We start from the raw sequence: 20,057 nt of genomic DNA, 5'->3' as shown, positions 1-20,057 counted from the left end.
GATTTAGAATTGCAGAAAAAAATAAACATTCAGAATAAAAAAGCACGTTTCGAATTTGAAATCCTAGACAAATATGTTGCTGGTATTCAATTAACTGGAACAGAAATTAAGTCAATAAGACAAAGTCAGGCTAGAATAACTGAAAGTTTTTGCGAATTTAATGAGCGTGGAGAATTGTTTATTGTAAACATGTATATTAAAGAATACATGTATGGAAATCACTTTAATCATAAACCAAAAAGCGAAAGAAGATTACTTTTAAATAAGCGTGAACTTAGAAGTCTTAAAAAAGATGTTGAAGCTAAAGGTAATACCATTGTTCCTCTCAAACTTTTTATAAACGATAGAGGTTTTGCTAAGCTAGAAATAGCACTTGCAAAAGGAAAACAAACACATGATAAAAGAAATGTTATTAAAGATAGAGATAACAAAAGAGATTTAGCAAGAATAAAGAAAGGCTTCAATGCTTAGAGAAAAATTAAAAAATTACACTATTATTTTAGCTTCAGGATCTCCTAGAAGACAACAGTTTTTAAAAGATTTAGATATCGATTTTATTATCAATACTAAGTCTGTAGATGAAATTTATCCTTTGCATTTAAAAGGTGCAGAAATAACAGATTTTTTAGCAGATTTAAAGTCTAAAGCATTTACGGAGTTAAATGATAATGATGTATTAATAACTTCAGATACCATAGTTTGGCATAAAGAAAAGGCTCTAGGCAAACCTAAAGATAGAGATGATGCTATTAAAATGTTACAAAGCCTTTCTAATAAAACACATGAAGTAATAACTTCTATAAGTATAAAAACAAAACACACTCAAAAGATTATAAATGATACTACATTAGTTTCTTTTAAAAAGCTAACTGATGAAGAAATTAATTACTATATAGATACTTATAAACCTTATGACAAAGCTGGTGCTTATGGTATTCAAGAATGGATAGGTTTTATAGGTATAAATAAAATAGAAGGTAGCTATTATAATGTAGCTGGCTTGCCTGTTCATAAGCTTTATGATGAGTTATTGCAATTGTAAGCCGAAACTTCCTCACAAACTGTTAAAAAGTCTTCTTTCTTATCTTAAAAATAACAACTCTAAAGAAAAATAAAAGTTTATTTTTACCAAAATTTTTACAACAATATATTTATAATGAAAAAATATACATACACAGAAAAAAAAGATACACGTTCAGGCTTTGGTGATGGTTTAACTGAGTTAGGTAGAACAAATCCAAACGTAGTTGCTTTATGTGCAGATTTAATTGGTTCTTTAAAGATGGATCAATTTATTAAAGAAAATCCAGAACGTTTTTTTCAAGTAGGTATTGCAGAAGCAAACATGATTGGTATTGCTGCTGGTTTAACAATTGGAGGTAAAATACCTTTTACAGGTACTTTTGCAAACTTTTCTACTGGTAGAGTTTATGATCAAATTAGACAATCTGTTGCTTATTCTGGTAAAAATGTAAAAGTATGTGCATCTCATGCAGGTGTTACCTTAGGTGAAGATGGAGCTACTCACCAAATATTAGAAGACATTGGTTTGATGAAAATGTTACCAGGAATGACAGTGATTAATCCTTGTGATTATAACCAAACAAAAGCAGCAACATTAGCTATTGCAGATTTTGAAGGTCCTGTTTATTTACGTTTTGGACGTCCAAAAGTACCAGTATTTATGCCTGAAGATGCTAAATTTGAAATAGGTAAAGGTATTCAGTTAACAGAAGGTACAGATGTTACAATTGTTGCTACTGGACATTTAGTTTGGGAATCTTTACAAGCTGCAGAACAATTAGAAGCAGAAGGTATTTCTGCAGAAGTAATTAATATTCATACAATTAAACCTTTAGATGAAGAAATTATCTTAAAATCTATCGCAAAAACAGGTTGTATAGTTACTGCAGAAGAGCATAACAAATTAGGTGGTTTAGGTGAAAGTGTTGCAAGAACATTGGCATTAAATACTCCTACTCCACAAGAATTTGTAGCAACAAATGATACTTTTGGAGAATCTGGAACACCTGCTCAATTAATGGCTAAGTATGGTTTAGATGCAGATGCAGTTGTAAAAGCCGTTAAGAAAGTAATTTCTAGAAAATAAATACGTTTAGTATAAAGATTTATTCAATTAATAACTAAATAAATATATTATGAAAAAAGTAATTTTAGTAATGTTTTTGGCCTTAGGGTTAAGTCAAGTTTCAAATGCTCAAATTAATTTTGGTATTAAAGGTGGTATTAACTACAACAACAATGGAGATGCAACTTTATCTTCTACAGGAAATGACATTATAAACGGGGCTGAATCAAAATCTGGTTTTCATGCAGGTGTTTGGTTTAGAGGTAAACTACCTATTTTAGGATTATATCTTAGGCCAGAACTTGTTTATACTCAAGTAAAAAGTGAATATACATACAAAAGTGCTGCTACTGATTATGATTTTAAAAAGTTAGATGTTCCTGTTTTATTAGGAAAAAAAGTATTAGGTTTTGGTAATGTATTTATAGGCCCATCTTTTCAATATATTATTGAGGATGATTTCAGTTTCTCAGATTTATCATCAGATGATTTTGACAAGTTCTCAGTAGGTATGCAAATGGGATTTGGTGTTGAGTTTGGTAAAGTAGGATTAGATGTTCGTTGGGAAAGAGGTTTATCTGATTCTGAAGCAAGATTTACAGACAACAACACAAATATTACTGTTGACAATAGAACAAATCAAATTATTTTTGGCCTATCATTACAATTGTAAAATTTGTACAATTCAAATAAAAAAAAGAGGAAAACGAAAGTTTTCCTCTTTTTTTATTTCACAATAATAGATTTTATTTCAAAATCTGTTCTGTATGTGCTTTCGTTTTTACTTTAGAAATTACCTCTTCTATCTTTCCTTCTTCATCAATAATAAAAGTAGTTCTATGAATACCATCATATTCTCTACCCATAAACTTTTTAGGTCCCCAAACACCAAAAGCATTAATTACTGCTTTATCTTCATCTGCCAATAATGGAAATTTTAATTCATTTTTATTAATAAAATTTTGTTGTCTTTTTGCAGAATCTGCACTTACCCCTAAAACATCATAACCCTTACTTAAAAAGGTTTGATAATTATCACTCAAATTACAAGCTTCTGCTGTACAACCAGGAGTACTTGCTTTTGGGTAAAAGAATAGCACCAATTTTTTTCCTGAATAATCAGATAACTTAATTGTATTTCCTTCTTGATCTTTTGCTTCAAATTGTGGAGCATTATCCCCTACTTTTAATGATGTCATTACTTTTGTTTTAGCATTAATAAAGTGGAAAGTTATAAAGTAAAATTGATACTAAAAACTTTTTGCTTTGCAACTTATAAATCTTTAGAAACTTTTAACTTTACACTTTATCAAAAAATAGTATTATGACTAAATCAGAAAAAGTAAATTTTGTAATTGAAACACTACAAAATCTTTATCCTGAAATTCCTGTTCCTTTAGATCATAAAGATCCTTATACTTTATTAATCGCAGTTTTATTATCTGCACAATGCACAGATGTAAGAGTAAATAAGGTTACTCCTTTTTTGTTTCAAAAGGCAGATAATCCTTTTGATATGGTAAAAATGACACAAGAACAGATTAAAGAAATCATTAGACCTTGTGGTTTATCACCAATGAAATCTAAAGGAATATATGGTTTGTCAAAAATTCTGATTGAAAAATATAATGGAGAAGTTCCAAAATCTTTTGAAGGTTTAGAAGAACTGCCTGCTGTAGGTCATAAAACAGCGAGTGTTGTTATGAGTCAAGCTTTTGGAGTACCTGCTTTTCCTGTAGACACACATATACATAGATTGATGTACAGATGGAATTTAACCAATGGTAAAAACGTAAATCAAACAGAGAAAGACGCAAAACGTCTTTTCCCAAGAGAATTATGGAACGATTTACACTTACAAATCATTTGGTATGGAAGAGATTATTCTCCTGCTCGTGGTTGGAATTTAGAAAATGATATTATTACAAAAACAATTGGTAGAAAAACAGTGTTAAAAGAATATTATAAAACAAAAAAAACACCTTAAAAGGTGTTTTTTATTTTACGTTAAAAGATGACTCTTAATTAGGAATTGCTTTCCCAATTAAAGTTTCTCCTTTAATAATTTCGAAAGTTTCATTTACTTCTGCAGAATCGTGCAATACTCTTACTAAAGTTTGTGCAACATCATCTCTACTAATTTCTCCATGTTTATTTAGCTTTCTTTCTAATTGAATTTTTCCCAAACCTTTATCATCTGTTAAAGAACCTGGCCTTACTATAGAGTAAGGTAAATTACTTTTCTTTAAATATTCATCTGCATTGTGTTTTGCCTTTAAATATTCCTGTAAATCATCAGCCTCTTCTGGGTTATCTGCTCCCATTGAACTTAACATCACAAATTTTTTAATATTTTCTTTTTCTGATGCTTCAATTAATTTCTTAGCTCCATCTTCATCAACTTCTTTTACCTTTTTTCCTCCAGAACCAGCTGCAAATATTACTTTATCTATATCCATAACTGTGTGAGATATATCTTGTTCTAAATCTCCAATAACAGTTTTTATATTTCTATTATTAAATTGCGCTTCTTGTTCTTCTTTTCTAACCATTGCTACTGGTGTAAAATATTGAGAAGATTCTAAAAGTGTTACTATTTTTTTTCCTGTGGTACCATTGGCACCTGCTACTAATACATTTTCCATGCCTCAAAATTAAGAGAAATATAAAGTATGTATTAACTCATTTCATTGATAGTTTGATGGAAATGATAACAAGTATAAACGTAAAAAAAGCCCCAACAATGTTGAAGCTTTTTCCACTCTTAATTCAAATTCAATTCAATGAAATCTTTTGATTTAGTTTTTACAATTGTTAGCGATTTGGAAAAATTAATCAAAAATTGAACTGTTTCTTTCTTGGGTTGCATCTGTTTTTCAGATGACTTTCTTGAGTAAAGTTGCATCATATATTTTATTTAGTCTCTTGGTTATAAAACTATTAACGATGCTTTTTTACAAATATTGTTAATTCACTAAAATAATTTTATGTTTCTCAATTAGCTTACGCATATTAATTAATGCATAACGCATTCTACCTAGTGCTGTGTTAATACTTACACCAGTATTTTCGCTAATTTCTTTAAAGCTCATGTCTTTATACATGCGCATAATAAGTACTTCCTTTTGTTCTTCAGGTAATTCACTAACCAACTCTCTTACATCAGAAAAAATTTGTTCTTGAATTAATTGTTTCTCAGCGTTTAAATTACCATCACCTAAAACAGAGAAAATATCAAATTCATCTGTATTTCTAAATGCAGGCATTCTGTTAGATTTTCTAAAATGATCGATAACCAAGTTGTGCGCAATTCGCATAACCCAAGGTAAAAACTTACCTTCTTCATTATAATTACCTTTCTTTAAGGTTCTAATTACTTTAATAAAAGTATCTTGAAAAACATCTTCTGTAATATCTCTATCCTGTACTTTACTATAAATAAAGCTAAATAATCTTTGTTGATGTCTGTTGATTAGAATTCCTAAAGAAGCTTCATTACCTTTTATATAATCGCTTACTAATGTACTATCGGAAATTGTATTTTTTCGCACCATAACTACTTTTTTAAACGAGCAAGTAGCTCATTAAAATATTATTTTATTAATAATTTTAAAAGTAGTTTTTAACTATATGCGTCTAATTTAGTGAATATTAAGTTCGTAAATATAAAATTTATTTTCTATTTACCAAACAAATTAACAAAGACAATGCCAATCTTTTTTAGTTTCTTTAAAATAAGTGGTATTTTTATAGTTTATTATTATACTGAATGAAGACTGATATTTCTACTGTAAATCCGAAGGAAAATATAATTATTAAAGGTGCAAAATTGCACAACTTAAAAAATATCGATGTTGTAATTCCAAGAAACAAATTGGTTGTAATTACAGGTTTATCTGGTTCTGGAAAATCATCTTTAGCTTTTGATACACTTTATGCAGAAGGCCAAAGAAGATATGTAGAAAGTTTAAGTTCTTATGCTCGTCAATTCTTAGGTAAACTAGATAAACCTAAAGTAGATTATATAAAAGGTATTGCACCTGCTATTGCTATTGAGCAGAAAGTAAATTCTACAAACCCAAGATCTACAGTTGGTACATCAACAGAAATTTACGATTATATAAAACTGCTATATGCTAGAATTGGTAAGACCTACTCTCCTATTTCTGGCAAAGAAGTTAAAAAAGATACAGTTTCTGATGTAGTAAAATTCGTTCAAAAGATTGAGGTTGGTACTAAAATGTTATTACTTGCACCGATTGCAATAAATGAAAATAGAAATTTAAAAACTGTACTTCAAGTTTTAGAACAACAAGGTTATGCCCGTTTAAAATGGAATAATTCTGTTTATAGAATTTCTGAATTTCCTCAAGAAAAATATAATAATGAGCAATTGTATTTAGTTGTAGATAGAATTGTAACTAAAGACGATGAAGATTTTTATAACAGATTAGCAGATGCTATACAAACTGCTTTTTTTGAAGGTAATGGAATCTGTTTTATAGAAAATTTAGAAAATAAAGAAAGTACTGAATTTAGCAATAAGTTTGAGTTAGATGGAATTACTTTTCTTGAACCTAATACACATTTATTTAGTTTTAATAATCCTTATGGAGCTTGTCCTACTTGTGAAGGTTATGGAAATGTAATTGGCATAGATGAAGATTTAGTAATACCTAATACAGGGTTATCTATTTTTGATGATGCCATTTTCCCATTTAGAACACCATCTTATGTGCACTATAAAGAAGATCTTATTTCTGTGGCTTATAAGTTTGATATACCAATACACAAACCATGGTTTCAGTTAACAGAGAAACAAAAAGAATTGGTTTGGAATGGTAACAAATCTTTTAACGGAATTCATCATTTCTTTTCTACACTAGAAGAAAAAAGTTACAAGATTCAAAATAGGGTAATGCTTTCACGTTATCGAGGTAAAACAAAATGTACCACTTGTAATGGTAAACGTTTACGTAAAGAAGCAGATTATGTAAAAATAAATGATAGCACGATTTCTGACTTGGTTTCACTTCCATTAGATGAATTGGCTGTTTTTTTCAAGAACTTAAAGTTAGATAAATACCAAGAGAAAATAGGAAAACGATTGTTGACAGAGATTAACAACAGATTAAAATTTCTTACAGATGTTGGTCTTTCTTATTTAACCATCAACAGAACTTCTAATACACTTTCTGGAGGAGAAAGTCAGCGAATAAATTTAGCAACATCTTTGGGTAGCTCCTTAGTTGGTTCTATGTACATTTTAGATGAGCCAAGTATAGGATTACATCCAAAAGACACAGAGCGTTTAATAAAGGTTCTTAAAAATTTAAGAGATTTAGGAAATACAGTGGTTGTTGTAGAACATGATGAAGACATCATGAAAGAAGCAGATTACATTATAGACATTGGTCCAAAAGCTGGAACGTATGGTGGTAATGTTGTTGCAGAAGGTACTTATAAAGAAATATTGCAATCAGATTCCTTAACTGCACAATATCTTAATGAAGATTTAAAGATAGAAGCACCTAGAAAACGAAGAACCTCTAAACATAAAATTGAAGTTGTTGGAGCAAGAGAGCACAATCTACAAAATATAGATGTAACTTTTCCCTTAAATAGCTTAGCAGTAATAACAGGCGTTTCTGGTTCTGGTAAAAGTACATTGGTTAAGAAAATTTTATATCCTGCAATGCAGAAAAAGCTTGTAGGTTATGGAGATAAAATTGGGCAACATACAGACATTAAGGGTGATTTTGATACCTTAAAGAATATTGAGTTTATAGATCAAAATCCTATTGGACGTTCTTCAAGATCAAACCCAGTTACTTATATTAAAGCTTATGATGATATTAGAGCCTTATTCTCTAATCAGCAATTGGCGAAGATTAGAAACTTTAAGCCAAAACACTTTTCTTTTAATGTAGAAGGAGGACGTTGTGAAACCTGTAAAGGTGAAGGTGAAGTAACCATTGAGATGCAATTTATGGCAGATGTGCATTTAGAATGTGATGTTTGTAATGGCAAAAGATTTAAAAAAGATGTGCTAGAAGTTACTTTTGATGGAAAATCTATAGATGATATCCTTAATTTAACCATAGATGATGCAGTTACTTTCTTTTCCGAAAATCTAGTTCCAAAAATTGCAAAAAAGCTAAAACCCTTGCAAGACGTAGGTTTAGGCTATGTTACTTTAGGTCAATCTAGCTCTACACTTTCTGGTGGAGAGGCTCAAAGAATAAAATTAGCATCATTTTTAGTAAAAGGCACAACAAAAGACAAAGCATTGTTTATCTTTGACGAACCCACAACTGGTTTACATTTTCACGACATTAAAAAATTATTAAAATCTTTTAATGCACTGATAGACAAAGGTCATTCTATCATAGTTATTGAACACAACATAGAATTAATTAAATGTGCAGACTATATAATTGACTTAGGTTTAGAAGGAGGAAAAAATGGAGGTGAACTTATTTTTCAAGGAACACCAGAAAAATTAGCCTCTAATAAAAAATCATACACTGCTAAATATTTAGCAGATAAGCTAGTTTTTTAACACCTTTAATAGCCCTTTACAATAATGCCCCCTGAAATATTTGAGAATTACAAATTCTTAAACATTAAAAATTTTGTAAATAAATAAATTTTGAGAGGACATATAAATATTTTAATAGTAGAAGACAATGTTATTATTGCTGATGATTTGCAATATACTATTGAAAGTTTAGGACATGTTGTTGTTGGTAATGTTATTTCTTATAATGATGCTTGTATAGCATTACAGAATAAAAAAGTAGATTTAGTTTTCATAGATATACAGATAGCTTCTAAAGAAACTGGTATAGATTTAGCCGAGTTTATCAACGAAAACCATATTATTCCCTTTGTCTTTTTAACTTCTAATTCAGATACAGATACCATAGAACTTGCTTCAAAAACGAAACCTTCTGGTTATTTAGTAAAACCATTTCATCAAAACAATTTAAAAGCTGCTATAGAAATTGCGATTAGCAATCATAAATCTAAACAACTTGAAGAAGCTCAAGACATTATATTTGTAAAGAAGAATAACTTTCAGCACAAAATTATTCTTAATAATGTTTTGTTTATAAAATCAGATAACATTTATCTTGAATTACATTGCGAAGATGGCAGTATGTTTTTACAAAGAGCTACTTTAAAAAGTTTTTTACCACAATTACCTAATTACTTTAAAAGGTGTCATAAATCTTATATTGTTAATATAAAGTACATTACAGCTTTTAATAAAAAAGCATTAATGCTTAATGATGAAAGTATACCAGTTTCTAACCAATATATTGAAATATTAGATGCTATTACATCATGATTAAAATATTAAAGTTTTTATTTATTTTTTCAGTTATATTAAACTCTTCTAAAGTAGCAAGTCAAGAAAAACAAAGTTTAAGTCAAGAAGAATACTACCAAAATTTCTTATCAGAAAAAGATTTAGACAAACAATTATATTTTTTTTATAAAATTGAAGATTTTATTAAGTACAAAACATTAGAAGAATGGAATGAATATTTGGATGATGAAAAAGAAAAATATAATTCATTTAATAATAATGTTTTTGTTTTAGAACTTTATAGAATTGGGATTTATAGTAATTTAAAAAAATATGAATTTTCTAATAATTTATCTTATGATTTATATTTCAAATCAAAAAACGAAATAGACAAAAAATATCTTTGCAAACTTTTAAGAAGAATGAACAACAATTTTCTTAAAGAAAGCAAAATATTTGAAATGTTCTATGTGAATAGTGAAATGTTAAAAATATGTCCTGAAAAGGCTAACTTATCTAATATTTATTCATTCTTAGGCCAACCAGAATTAGCAATTAAACTGCTAAAAAAACATAGAACATTTAAAAAAGATAGTATCAGTTTTAAAAATGCGCAATCACTAAATGATTTTGGTGTTTTTTATAAAAGAAATAATGAATACGATTCTGCATTTCATTATTTCTGGAAATCATTATCATTATTAAAAGTAATAAAAAAGTCTGATACCTTTAAAAATGAAACAGATATAAATATTTTAACTGGAGTTGTTAAAGGTAATATTGGTGAGTATTATTTATATAAAAAAGATTACACTGCAGCAAGAATGTATTTTCTGCAAGAAGCAAAATCTGCAAGAGAGCATTTTAAAAAAGGTAATTGGGGTTTTAAAAATGATTATTACAGAAACATGGCATTCTGTTATTTAAACACAAATCAAATTAATATTGGTAAAAAATATATAGATAGTTTAGATTCTAAAGCAAATACTGGTGATAAATATCAACTCTTAGCCACCTATTATACCAAAAAGAAAAATTTAGACTCAGCTAGCTTTTACTCAGAAAAGTATTCGAATTTTTCAAATGCTTTAAACTTAAAATTAAATAAAGAAAAAAATAATAGTTTATTAAACCTTTTAGAATATCCAATAAAACTTATTCAAAAAGAAGAAGAGAATTTTAATATTCAAAGAATAAATGATCAAAAACAGAAAAGAAACCAGATAATTATTTTATTCTTAGTAATTGCTATTTTAGTAATATTACTTCTATATTATTTCTTTGTTAAAGAAAAAAAACAAAACAAGCTTATTGCAAATAAAAATGAAGAAATTAAAAAAGCGCTCTCTGAAAAAGGAATATTATACAGTGAATTAAATCATAGAGTAAAAAACAACTTACAATTGATAATAAGCATATTAAAAATGCAAATGAATAGATTATCTAATGATGAGCTTAAAACAACGTTTCAATATAGCATCAATAGAATTTCTACAATAGCAAGTCTACATCAAGATTTATTAAAGGATGAAACCATTTCAAAAATATCACTTAATAAGTTTATAAGTACAATTGTAAATGATTTAAAAAAAGTATATGGAACTTTAGAACTGGTAAAGTTTAAAATAGATATACAAGAAAATTTATTTATTCATATTGAACAAAATCAGGCTTTAGGATTAATTGTAAACGAATTAATAACAAATTCTTATAAACACGCTTTTAATACATCTATTAATAATGAAATATGTATTAAAGTTCTTGAAAAGGAAAATAAAGTTTACTTTGAATATAAAGACAATGGCATTGGATTTAATGCAAGTAAAGTAGACAAATCTAAATCTATAGGTCTTATACTTATACAAAGACTTGCAAATCAGTTAAAAGCAAATGCAACCATAAATTCTGAAAATGGTACAACTGTACATTTTAATTTTGTTATAGATTAAAAGTCTTATTGATAAACAAAATTAGCTATAATGGTAATTTTACAACTAAAAAAACACTATTTACAACATAATATGAAGGTTAGTAGAATAAAATTGTACATTTAAAATAATTAAAATGCAATGCTAGAAGAATTTTTGTTCCCCCAACTTTATATTTCCAACTACTAGCATTGTATTTTTTTACGAATTCTAAATTACTTCTAACGAATTCTAATTAGCAAAATATTTAAGTAAACATCGCTCCTATTTTTACAATGTATTAACATTAAAAAATAGAAAGATGAAAACTCCACTCAAAAAAGCAAGTATTTTATTATCATTAATTGTTATGGCTACCTTAAGCCTAAAATGTGATCATAAAGCAGAACCAGAAATTATTGTATCAACAGAAATTAATCAAGAAGAAACAGATTACAGCATAGATGAAGATGTTGTGCTTAGAGAACCTGTAGTTTTTATAACTGGCAATGATACAAGTTCAGATAATTACTATACAAATGCTAGAAATTATTTCGAACAACGTAAAGTAGAAGTTGTAAATGGTAAATACTCTTTAGAAGAAATTATAAATTGGTTAAATAACAATGCAGATGATTTACCTTATGGAGAAATCCATATTGTAAATAAAAGTAATCCTTTTAAAGGTTTAACTTTAGAAACTGTTGTAAATGGAGAACCTGTAACTAAAGAAAATTTACAAGAAATTAATAATGAAGGTAAACTACCTACTCTAGAAGATGCAATAACATCTAATTCAAAAATTATTTTTCATGCAAATGGTTTGGGTAATAATAAAGAATTAATGAATACCCTAAAAAGTACTTTCAGCGCTAACAGTTCACCTAAAGTTGTGGCATCTGCCTACTACTCTATTTTTAATGGTGAATTCTCAAATCACTTTTTGGCAAAACCTTACCATGTTTTTTATCCAACAGCAAACTCTCCAGGTAAAGTAGATTTATCTAAAGAAATTGCAAAGAAATATCCTAATGAAAAAGATATTAATTGGCATGAGGCTATTTATAATGAAACAGAAAGATTTGTGGGTGAAGCATATTATACACAACAAAATGTACCAGTAAAATTTGAATTAGATTATCATAATTCAGATGATGAAATACCAACGTTTGAAATTCAAGAAGAGATTATGGATTTTATAGAGCAAAGAACTGAGCTTTACACCGAGTTTCAAAAATTGAATATTCCTTTAGAAAAGTTTAGATGGTCTTATAAATTAAAAAATAGTGTTCTAACCATTAAAGGTACAAGTACAGTAATTACGATTTTAAAGCCTTTAATTAAGCCTTATGGAGAATTACAGCACATAGAACCAGATACTAATAATAAAAGATTATATGCAATGAAATAATATGGAATAGAAATTGTAGTTTTATAAACGTCATTATCAAAACTTTGATTAATGACGTTTTATTTTTAATAATATGATTAAAAAAATATTTAGCCTCTTCATATTGATCGTCGTTTTTTCGCAAGGAAACTATGCACAACAATATAATTTTAAAAATTATACCTTTAATAATGGTTTGCCAAGTAATAAAATAATTGCAGGCAATATAGATGATATTGGTTATGTATGGTTTGCGACTGATAAAGGTGTTGTTAAGTTTGATGGAATTTATTTTGCAGAAATTAGCAACAAACCTACAACTGCTATTTATAATTCTACTTCTTTAACTATTCTTGGTCATAAAAATGGTTTAACATTAATTAAGAATAATAAAGAAACGTTTTTGAGTTGCAAGGAAGTACTTAGCTTTCTTAAAAAAGACGATTCAATTTTTATAGCTACCACAGAAGGTGTATTTGAACTTATAAATCAAAAATTACAACCTTTAGAGATTAACTCCACTTTAGATTTTTCAATCATAGGAAAAATTCACTTTACAAATAACCATTTTTATATTTCGTCTAATAACGGTTTATGGAAAGTTGATAGCCTAAGAAATCCTAAAACCATACAAAAAATTTTAGAAAAAGAAATTATTACAAGTGTAATTGATGAAAATTCGCTCATAATTACAACGCATCAAGATGAAATATTGCAGTTAGAAAATGATAAAATAACTTACAAAAGTTCTACCCTAAAAAATGTTTCATCATTAAATATAATAGCTGATAAATTGTGGATAACATCATTAACTAATGGAATTGAAATTCGAGATAGAGATACATTTTCTTTTCTTCAAAATATAAATAAATATAATAGTATAGGTACAGACAACGTAAGTTCTATCATTGAATCAGAAAAATTAATATTAATAAACACTTTAAATAAAGGAGTTTATGTTACTGGATATCAATACAATAATATATATCATGATTTAAATTTAAAATTTGAGAAATTTTCAGTTAATGGTAATTCAATTGATTCCCTTCTACAATCGAAAAAATCTATAGTACTTAATTACGATCAAAACAACCTCAATATTAAGTACAAAACTATAGCTCTAAGAAACCCGAATAAAGTAAAATATCAATATGTATTAAATGGAGTTTCTTCTAATTGGTCTAACAATAATGAAATACAATTGCCAAACTTAACTTATGGAAACTACAGCTTACAAATACAATCAAAAGTTGATGAAACAAAAAGTGAACCTCAAATATTGAACTTTAAAATTGATACTCCTTTCTATAAAAAGGATGCTTTCTTCCTTATTACAGGAGTTTTATTGCTTATTATAGCTTACCTTTTTTTAGAAATGTATTTAAAACATCTAAAAAAGAAACACGCTAAAGAACTTATGTCACTTAAACAGACAAATCATCTATTAACGTTAGAACAACAAGCATTGCAACTCCAAATGAACCCTCACTTTATTTTTAACGTACTAAATGGTATTAAAGCACTTGGTAATAAAGGAGATGTTACTGAACTAAATAAAACTATTAATAAGTTCTCAATTCTACTAAGAAGCGTATTAAATAACTCTAGAAGAGAAGAAATAACCTTAAAGGACGAACTTGCTACAATAAAGAATTATATTGAGTTAGAACAAAGCATGAGCTCTAAATCATTCAACTACAACATAGATCTTCACTTGAACAATATAGATAGTGATGAAATTCTATTTCCATCAATGCTATTACAACCTTTTATAGAAAACTCCATAGAACATGGGTTTACTAACGATAAGCCTGGCTTAATTAATATTGAAATAACTATAATCAATCAATACATAGAAATTAGCATAATAGATAATGGTATAGGAATAGACAAATCATTAAAAAAGAAGTTTACCACAAATAATAATTCTCTAGCTTTAAAAGTAACTAAGGAAAGAATTCAGTATCTTTCGAACTTGAATTCTTATAGAATTCAAAATATAAAAAATAAGGAAAATACAACCGGAACAAAGGTTTTCTTTAAAATACCATTAAAAACAGATTACTAATGAAGAGACTTACATCATTTGTGGTAGACGATAATTTAAATGCATTAGATCTTCTATGTAGTGATTTAAACCAGTATCATAAAGAAATAGATATTATTGGTAAAGCTACAAGTGTAGTTAATGCTGCAAAACAGCTCCAAACACTAAAACCAGATATTTTATTCTTAGATATTATGTTAGGAGATGGCACTGGCTTTGATATATTAGAGCTAATACCTTCTTTAGACACAAGAGTTATCTTTATTACTGCCAGTGATGCATATGCACTTAAAGCTTTTAAATTTGCAGCTATAGATTATATACTAAAGCCCTACTCCATTGAGGAATTAGGTGTAGCTATTAATAAAGTAAAAAAACAGATAACACCAAAAGAGGAACAAATTAAAGTTTTAAAAGATATTATTGATAAGCCTCACCACAAACCGAGTAAAATTTCTTTAAACACATTAGATAAGATACAATTAGTCAACATAAAAGATATTATTAGATGCGAATCTGATAGTAATTACACTACTTTTTACTTAAAAGATAGATCTAAAGTACTGGTATCAAAAACACTTAAGCATTATGCTAACCTACTATCTAGCATAGGATTCTTAAGAGTACACCAAAGTCATTTAATTAATAAAGCCTATATAAAGGAGTATATAAAGGCTGATGGTGGTTATTTAGTACTAAGTAATAATAAAACGATACCTATTTCCTCTCGAAAAAGGGCGGAAATACTAGAGATTTTAAAAAAAATATAAAATAATTTAAAAATAATCATTGTTTGTGGTAAATAATTACTACATTTGTAGTGCCCCCAGATATGAAAGATGAAAATAGACAAAGAGCGGATAGAGTAATAAAGGTTTTTAAAGACTCTCAACTAAACCAAAGACAGTTTTCGGAACTCATTGGAGTTTCTCAACAATTGGTAAGTGCAGTAGTTAATTATACAAAAAAGCCAAACGAAACAATATTACTCGCAATCATTGACAACATAAAAGATGTTGATCCAATGTGGCTGCTAACAGGATTAAAAAAAGAAGAAGCTAAAAACTATACCCCTAGTAATAGCGAAGTTCAATCCCCTATTGAATTTCACATTAAAGAAATAGTGAAAAAGCAGGTTGAAGAATTATCGACAGATATTCTTCAGAGATTATCAAATATTGAAGAGTCTGTTAAACAAGCTAACCCCTAGTTCTGCTTGAAGAATAGAAATAACTCTTTAAGGTAATGTTCCCTAAACATTACATTATTGAAAAGGACCTTCAATATTTGATAAGCTTTTTTATTAAATACCCCTTAATTGACCCCTTAACCCCTAGTACCCCTAAGAATTACCCCTAAAAGTAAAAAAGCCTTCTCATAAGAGAAGGCTTTTTTTATTTTGGGTGGAAGATGGGGCTCGAACCCACGACTTTCGGTACCACAAACCGACGCTCTAACCAACTGAGCTACAACCACCATTTGCTTGCGAGTGCAAATATACTTCTTTTTACATTTTTTAAAAGAAAAATTTAAAAAATTTTATCTAAATTTTCTAATGCTACATAACGTTCTGTCGTAAAGCCTTCTGCATAATCGACACCTATTAATCTTCCTAAATCTCTAGCTCTATAGTTTACACTATCTATAAAATTTTTACTGGTAATTGGTGTTTCTGGTTCATCACTTTCAGGATCAAAGAATTGAGATGAATATGCTAATACAGATTTAGTTTTATAATCTATAAATCCTGAAACATCAACAACAAAATCTGGCTCAATATTTTTCCATTGAATATAATGATACACATTTTTTGGCCTCCACTCTTCTTGAGTTTCACCATTATCTTTTGTAACAATTTTAGATAATCCACTTAAAAAACATGCGTCAGAAACAAGTTTGCTGCCTTTTCCATGATCTATATGTCTATCATCAATAGCGTTACAAAGAACTATTTTAGGCTGATATTTACGTATCATTTTAATAATTGATAATTGATGCTCTTTATCATTTATAAAAAAACCATCTGCGAAAGCCAAATTTTCTCTAACTGAAACCCCTAAGATTTCTGCTGCTTTCTTCGCTTCTTTATCTCTTAATTCTGCAGATCCTCTAGTACCTAACTCTCCTCTCGTTAAATCTACAATACCAATTTTTTTACCTAAAGATATTTCTTTAGCCAAAGTTGCACCACAACCTAACTCTACATCATCTGGATGTGCACCAAACGCCAATATGTCTAACTTCATTATTTTGATTTTTCTATGGCTTGCTCAATATCTGCAATTAAATCTGCAGGTTCTTCTATCCCTACAGAGAATCGAATTAAGCCATCTTTAATACCTCTTTCTAAACGTTCTTCTTCACTTAAAAGTGCATGCGTTGTTTGTGTAGGACTAACTGTTGTACTTTCTAAACCTGCCAAACTCATTGAAGGCTTAATTAAACTTAAATTATTTTGAAATGTCATTGCATCTATTTCTTCCTTAAGTTCAAAAGATAACATAGCTCCAAAACCTTTCATTTGCTTTTTGGCCAATTCGTGTTGAGGATGACTTTTTAATCCAGGATAATATACTGAATCAATATCTGAACTTTGTTCTAAATATTCAGCCATTTGTTGAGCATTTTTTGTTTGCTCTTTAACTCTTAAGTTTAATGTTTTTAAACTACGCTCTAATAACCAAACTGTTTGATCACTTAAATTACCACCAAAGTTAATGGCAGTTTTCCAAATTTGCTCCATATGCTCTTCACTAGCAGCAATTGCACCTGCAGAAATATCAGAATGACCACCCATGTATTTTGTTGCAGAATGAATTACAATATCAATTCCAAAATTAGCAGGATTTTGATTTATTGGAGATGCAAAAGTATTATCGATCATCGTTAAAATATTATTTTCTTTAGCGATATTACTTATAGCCTGCATATCCGTAATTCCTAATAATGGATTAGAAGGAGTCTCTATATATAGTATTCTTGTATTTTCTTTAATTAATGCCTTAAAATCTTCAGCTTTATCAGATTCTGTGAACGAATATTCTATTCCATATTTATCAAATTCAGAAACGATAAAATTATAGGTACCCCCATAAATAACCTGCTGCACAATTACATGATCTCCTCTTTCTAAAAAAGCTAACATTGCTGATGAAATTGCAGCCATTCCAGAACTAAAAATTAAACCAGCCTCAGTATTTTCTAATGCTGCAATTTTTTTGCAAAGCATTTCTTGATTGGGTGTGTTGTAATAACGTGGATAGCGTTTTACTTCTACCCCATCAAAAGCATAAGATGTAGACAAGTACATAGGTGAAACTGCACCTTTAAATTGCTCATCCTTTACTTCTCCAACATGAACACAAGTTGTGTTTATACCTAATTTATTACTCATAATTATCTTAAACTAATTGTTGATGACATATAATATTTTTGATTTTGTTTGTAAATGGAGCAGTAAAATGTATCCTTCTTTTTTAAATTCAGAACTTTAAAACTATCCAAATCATAAGAGCTTGGATTCTCAATTTCTAAAATTTTATATTTTGATATGTCTATGGTCTGTCTATATTTTTTTATTTCTGACTTATCTAATTCAATCATAAAATTTTTCCAAATAATTACTCCTTCTCTACAAATACCCTTTTTTTGTTTTTTTATATTTTGCCAAACTAATTGGTAAATAGAATCATTTAATTCTAATGCATCTTTTTTTAAATACTCATCATAGATACTTTCTTTTTTCAAGGTATCATTTTCAATCCGAATCTCCTCATAAAAATCATCAGAATGAATTTCATTTTTTACAATTGGCTCTGAAATTTGAAAATGTACAGTAGTATCATTCATGATTTTACCAATCATAAAAACATCACTACCAAAAGTTCTCTTAAAACCATTATCGTATAAATCATTACAGGAAAGATTTTTGTTTAATTCAAAAGCTGAAAACACTAGCTTCTCTTTTTTACAAGAAAACAGGATTAAACTAAATATGAACAACCAAGTAAACTTTCTCAACAAATAAACTTTTATATCCGCTAAATTAACAAATCTTAAAAACATGTTGTCTTAAAATTTCAATATCTTCGTATTATGATATCAGTTTTAATTGTTGGTGATGGAAATGTAGCAAATCATTTGTATAATGCATTTACTAAAATTGGTGATTTAAAGGTTACTAAAATAAACTCAAGACGTTTAGAAAACATACCAACTGCAGATATTACAATTCTAGCAGTTTCAGATGACGCTATTGCTGAAGTATCAAAAAATATTCAGAATAATTTTGTTGTACACACTTCAGGAGCTTGTAACATGAATGAGTTAAAAAACAAGAAACAGAAAGGAGTTTTTTATATGCTGCAAACAATCTCTAAGAATAAATCTATCAATTTTTCTGTTGTACCCTTTTGTTTAGAAGCAGATAATGATAATGACTATTTACTTTTAGAGAAATTAGCAAATTTATTAGGAAATCGAATTTATAAAATAGATTCTAATCAACGCAAAAAACTGCATGTAGCTGCAGTGTTTGTAAACAACTTTACAAATTACATGTATACAATTGGGAATGAAATTTGTGATAAAAACAACATTCCTTTTGAAATTTTATATCCTTTAATAGAAGAAACATCAAACAAGATAAAAAGTTTATCACCTAATGAAGCTCAAACAGGGCCAGCAGTTAGGCATGATGAACAAACTATCAAAAATCACTTAAATTTGCTAGATAAAAATCAGCAAGAAATTTATAAACTCTTAACAAAATCAATCCAAAATGGAGCTTAGTTACAAACAACTATTACCTAAAATTTCAACATTTATTTTTGATGTTGATGGTGTATTAACCAATGGAATGTTAACCATAATGCCTAGTGGAGAATTAGTTAGACATATGAATGTAAAAGATGGCTATGCTATGAAAATAGCACTAAATAAAGGTTTTAGAGTTTGCATAATTTCTGGAGGTACTAACCAAGCTGTAAAAAGTAGATTAGCAGCATTAGGTATTGAAGATATTTATTTAGGTGCGCATGATAAAATACAACAGTACAATGAAATTGTAGGCAAGTATAATTTATCTACAGAAAATGTGTTGTATATGGGTGATGACATACCTGATTTACCAGTAATGCAAAAAGTTGGCTTAGCAAGTTGCCCAAATGATGCTGTGCCAGAAATACAAAATGCATCTAAATATATTTCTAATTTAAAAGGTGGTGAAGGCTGTGTTAGAGACGTAATAGAGCAAGTATTAAAGGTACAAGGAAAATGGAATGATTATTTTGACGCAGAAGCATAACAAT

At 28.3% G+C, this 20,057-nt stretch carries 20 protein-coding genes and 1 tRNA gene; 14 read left to right on the top strand and 7 right to left on the bottom strand.

What is annotated here, in order from left to right; all coding sequences use genetic code 11:
- The first annotated feature begins 9 nt into the window (after nt 1–9).
- From smpB to LPB302_RS01970, 4 genes are all read left to right on the top strand, one after another.
- On the top strand, nt 10–471 hold the full coding sequence (gene smpB, locus LPB302_RS01985) for an SsrA-binding protein SmpB (RefSeq protein ID WP_176966494.1): 462 nt from the start codon (nt 10–12) through the stop codon (nt 469–471).
- The gene (locus LPB302_RS01980; RefSeq protein WP_053974672.1) at nt 464–1,042 is read left to right on the top strand and encodes a Maf-like protein; all 579 of its coding nucleotides are present in this window, start codon (nt 464–466) and stop codon (nt 1,040–1,042) included. Before smpB ends, LPB302_RS01980 begins: the two co-directional genes overlap by 8 nt.
- 114 nt (nt 1,043–1,156) lie before the next feature.
- The gene (locus tag LPB302_RS01975) at nt 1,157–2,110 is read left to right on the top strand and encodes a transketolase family protein (protein WP_053974671.1); all 954 of its coding nucleotides are present in this window, start codon (nt 1,157–1,159) and stop codon (nt 2,108–2,110) included.
- 49 nt (nt 2,111–2,159) lie between these two features.
- Nucleotides 2,160–2,762: a porin family protein gene (locus LPB302_RS01970; protein WP_053974670.1), complete on the top strand. Its 603-nt coding sequence runs from the start codon at nt 2,160–2,162 to the stop codon at nt 2,760–2,762.
- Between the two features lie 73 nt (nt 2,763–2,835).
- Here LPB302_RS01970 and bcp read toward each other — a convergent pair whose 3' ends face one another.
- Nucleotides 2,836–3,288, bottom strand: a complete 453-nt coding sequence (gene bcp / locus LPB302_RS01965; RefSeq protein ID WP_053974669.1) for a thioredoxin-dependent thiol peroxidase — start codon at nt 3,286–3,288, stop codon at nt 2,836–2,838.
- 125 nt (nt 3,289–3,413) lie between these two features.
- Between bcp and LPB302_RS01960 the strand changes: the two genes are divergently transcribed.
- Nucleotides 3,414–4,076 carry an endonuclease III domain-containing protein gene (locus LPB302_RS01960; protein WP_053974668.1) on the top strand — a complete coding sequence of 221 codons (663 nt, stop codon included), beginning with the start codon at nt 3,414–3,416 and terminating at the stop codon, nt 4,074–4,076.
- A 34-nt stretch (nt 4,077–4,110) separates the two neighbouring features.
- Here LPB302_RS01960 and LPB302_RS01955 read toward each other — a convergent pair whose 3' ends face one another.
- Together LPB302_RS01955 and LPB302_RS01950 are read right to left on the bottom strand one after the other, a co-directional pair.
- Entirely contained in the window at nt 4,111–4,734 is a 624-nt protein-coding gene (locus LPB302_RS01955) for an SDR family oxidoreductase (RefSeq protein WP_053974667.1), read from the bottom strand.
- A 321-nt stretch (nt 4,735–5,055) separates the two neighbouring features.
- A complete protein-coding gene (locus LPB302_RS01950) occupies nt 5,056–5,643 on the bottom strand; it encodes an RNA polymerase sigma factor (RefSeq protein ID WP_053974666.1) in 588 nt (195 codons plus the stop codon).
- 215 nt (nt 5,644–5,858) lie between these two features.
- Here LPB302_RS01950 and uvrA point away from each other — a divergent pair, with 215 nt between their 5' ends.
- The 7 genes from uvrA (at nt 5,859) to LPB302_RS01915 (ending at nt 15,958) form a co-directional block, all read left to right on the top strand.
- Nucleotides 5,859–8,651 (top strand): excinuclease ABC subunit UvrA, encoded by a 2,793-nt coding sequence (gene uvrA / locus LPB302_RS01945; protein ID WP_053974665.1) that lies wholly within the window; start codon nt 5,859–5,861, stop codon nt 8,649–8,651.
- 90 nt (nt 8,652–8,741) lie between these two features.
- A complete protein-coding gene (locus LPB302_RS01940; RefSeq protein ID WP_053974664.1) occupies nt 8,742–9,443 on the top strand; it encodes a response regulator in 702 nt (233 codons plus the stop codon).
- Nucleotides 9,440–11,353 carry a sensor histidine kinase gene (locus LPB302_RS01935; protein WP_053974663.1) on the top strand — a complete coding sequence of 638 codons (1,914 nt, stop codon included), beginning with the start codon at nt 9,440–9,442 and terminating at the stop codon, nt 11,351–11,353. Before LPB302_RS01940 ends, LPB302_RS01935 begins: the two co-directional genes overlap by 4 nt.
- Nucleotides 11,354–11,633: 280 nt before the next feature.
- Nucleotides 11,634–12,722: a hypothetical protein gene (locus tag LPB302_RS01930; RefSeq protein WP_053974662.1), complete on the top strand. Its 1,089-nt coding sequence runs from the start codon at nt 11,634–11,636 to the stop codon at nt 12,720–12,722.
- A gap of 73 nt (nt 12,723–12,795) precedes the next feature.
- Nucleotides 12,796–14,769 (top strand): sensor histidine kinase, encoded by a 1,974-nt coding sequence (locus LPB302_RS01925; RefSeq protein WP_053974661.1) that lies wholly within the window; start codon nt 12,796–12,798, stop codon nt 14,767–14,769.
- Nucleotides 14,769–15,518 carry a LytR/AlgR family response regulator transcription factor gene (locus tag LPB302_RS01920; protein WP_053974660.1) on the top strand — a complete coding sequence of 250 codons (750 nt, stop codon included), beginning with the start codon at nt 14,769–14,771 and terminating at the stop codon, nt 15,516–15,518. The genes LPB302_RS01925 and LPB302_RS01920 overlap by 1 nt, the downstream gene beginning before the upstream one ends.
- 62 nt (nt 15,519–15,580) lie before the next feature.
- A complete protein-coding gene (locus LPB302_RS01915; protein ID WP_053974659.1) occupies nt 15,581–15,958 on the top strand; it encodes a helix-turn-helix domain-containing protein in 378 nt (125 codons plus the stop codon).
- Between the two features lie 191 nt (nt 15,959–16,149).
- Here LPB302_RS01915 and LPB302_RS01910 read toward each other — a convergent pair.
- The 4 genes from LPB302_RS01910 to LPB302_RS01895 form a co-directional block, all read right to left on the bottom strand.
- Nucleotides 16,150–16,225, bottom strand: a tRNA-His gene (locus LPB302_RS01910).
- Between the two features lie 52 nt (nt 16,226–16,277).
- The gene (gene bshB1, locus LPB302_RS01905) at nt 16,278–16,994 is read right to left on the bottom strand and encodes a bacillithiol biosynthesis deacetylase BshB1 (RefSeq protein WP_053974658.1); all 717 of its coding nucleotides are present in this window, start codon (nt 16,992–16,994) and stop codon (nt 16,278–16,280) included.
- Nucleotides 16,994–18,142, bottom strand: coding sequence for a trans-sulfuration enzyme family protein (locus tag LPB302_RS01900; protein WP_053974657.1), 1,149 nt, complete (start codon nt 18,140–18,142; stop codon nt 16,994–16,996). The genes bshB1 and LPB302_RS01900 overlap by 1 nt, the downstream gene beginning before the upstream one ends.
- 2 nt (nt 18,143–18,144) lie before the next feature.
- A complete protein-coding gene (locus LPB302_RS01895) occupies nt 18,145–18,813 on the bottom strand; it encodes a hypothetical protein (RefSeq protein WP_157593846.1) in 669 nt (222 codons plus the stop codon).
- Between the two features lie 30 nt (nt 18,814–18,843).
- Here LPB302_RS01895 and LPB302_RS01890 point away from each other — a divergent pair, with 30 nt between their 5' ends.
- Both LPB302_RS01890 and LPB302_RS01885 read left to right on the top strand, forming a co-directional pair.
- Nucleotides 18,844–19,539: a Rossmann-like and DUF2520 domain-containing protein gene (locus tag LPB302_RS01890; protein ID WP_053974655.1), complete on the top strand. Its 696-nt coding sequence runs from the start codon at nt 18,844–18,846 to the stop codon at nt 19,537–19,539.
- On the top strand, nt 19,529–20,053 hold the full coding sequence (locus LPB302_RS01885) for a KdsC family phosphatase (protein WP_053974654.1): 525 nt from the start codon (nt 19,529–19,531) through the stop codon (nt 20,051–20,053). Before LPB302_RS01890 ends, LPB302_RS01885 begins: the two co-directional genes overlap by 11 nt.
- Nucleotides 20,054–20,057 lie beyond the last annotated feature (4 nt).

This window comes from Polaribacter dokdonensis (assembly GCF_024362345.1).
GTDB lineage: Bacteria > Bacteroidota > Bacteroidia > Flavobacteriales > Flavobacteriaceae > Polaribacter > Polaribacter dokdonensis.
The sequence above is the reverse complement of the archived record's forward strand: the minus strand, read 5'-3'. Positions and strand labels throughout refer to the sequence as shown.